The sequence below is a fragment of the Microbacterium sp. KNMS genome (assembly GCF_053851835.1).
The window spans coordinates 1-245 of sequence record NZ_JBSQBP010000172.1 but is presented as its reverse complement, the minus strand read 5'-3'; the positions used below and the strand labels follow the sequence as shown (position 1 = coordinate 245).

Here is a 245-nt window from a genome sequence, read left to right as displayed (position 1 = left end):
GTGCTGATGAGAATTTCCATGCTCAAGAAGTTGGAAAGTTGATCGGTAAGGCTGTCATGGTTGAGGTTGAAGTTCAGCAGCAGAAATGGCAAGCTAAGGATGGAAGTGGTGAGCGTAGTAAGCTTGTTGTAGATGCTAAACTAGCAAGCAAACTTGGTCCTCGTGATGTACCATTCTACGAGTCAGAATTGAAACCTAAACTTACACAAGATTTGTTTGGATTCGTGCGTTTCGATGCTGAGAAC

The 245-nt window shown here is 43.3% G+C and carries 1 protein-coding gene; it reads left to right on the top strand.

Annotation, left to right across the window (positions count from 1 at the left end; all coding sequences use genetic code 11):
• A partial coding sequence (locus tag ACWXWW_RS18270; RefSeq protein ID WP_455971455.1) for a hypothetical protein occupies positions 1–245 on the top strand: 245 nt, incomplete at both ends.